General features: G+C 66.2%; 1 protein-coding gene. It reads right to left on the bottom strand.

All coding sequences use genetic code 11. The features are described 5' to 3' along the window. A partial coding sequence (locus OU682_RS24035) for an erythromycin esterase family protein (protein WP_268944690.1) occupies nt 1-1,147 on the bottom strand: 1,147 nt, incomplete at both ends.

Genomic DNA, 1,147 nt, shown 5'->3' with positions numbered 1-1,147 from the left:
GGGTCGACAGCGCGCGGTGGACGGCGGGGTCAAGCTGACGACCCATCGGAAGCAGAAAGCGCGGCAGGCCGACTTCATGGCAAAGCCCCTCGTAGCTGTCGGGCCGCGACGGGCGGACCGTCTTGATCTCCATCGGCGCGTCCCACTCCGATGCCGCCGCAACGTTGCCCGAATGCGTGCCAAAGCCGATCAGCGCCGCACTGTCGCCGAAGCTCTCGCGGCAGAGTTGGCCGATGTTCAACTCGCCCCGCTTGCTGCCCATGTCCGTGAAGCGGGCATCGCCGATATGCGAGTTGTGCGCCCAGATCACCGCCTTTGCCTGGGGGCCGGCGCGCTCGAGGATGCGCCGCAGCGTGCCGAACATGTGCCGGTCGCGCAGGTTCCAGGACTCGTGGGCGCCAAAGTACATGAGCCGATAGTAGCGTTCTGCATCCGCGACCAGGCGCGCGTTTTGAACTGCATCAAAGAAGTCGTCGCCGTCGCGCGCGGAATAGGAAAGTTCCTTCCGCAGCAGGTCAACGAGGTTGCGGGTCACTGGCAGCTCGCAGATCGCGTAGCCTTTGCTGAGCGAGGCGCGTCCATATGCCGCAAGCTCTCGGGACCAGGGGTTGAAGCAGGCATATCGCGCGCGGGCTTCGCGGGCCGCCACCGGATCGACCTTATCGAGATAAGCCAGCACGGCGCTGATCGAGGCGGTCATGCTGTAAAGGTCAAGGCCATAGAAACGCACGCGGCGTTCGGCCGGGACATTGCCGTTGTGCCGGCGAAGCGAGGTTATGAAATCATCGACATCGCGGTTGCGCCACATCCATGTGGGAAACCGGCTGAAGGGTTGGCTGCGCTGCGGGGCCGTGCCGGGTCGGCCGCCGACAAGGCGGTCGATCGCGGCGGCGTCGGGCCAGTCCGCCTCGACAGCGACGATGGTGAAGCCATGCTTTTCGATCAGCCGCCGGGTGATGGCGGCGCGGGCGCGGTAGAATTCCGAGGTCCCGTGCGAGGCTTCGCCCAGCAGGACCACGCGGGCGGAACCATAGCGATCAAAGGCCTCGGCAAAGCCGGCATCGTCGGGGTCGGGCAAAGGCTGCGCCAGGCGCCGGAGTGCCTGGACGAGCGTTTCCGCCTTGTCCGGAACAGGCACTGCCTGCGC

The sequence above is a fragment of the Paracoccus benzoatiresistens genome, assembly GCF_026913015.1.
GTDB classification, from domain to species: Bacteria; Pseudomonadota; Alphaproteobacteria; order Rhodobacterales; family Rhodobacteraceae; genus Paracoccus; species Paracoccus benzoatiresistens.
Note: the sequence above shows the minus strand (reverse complement) of the source record. Positions and strands in the feature narration are given on the sequence as shown.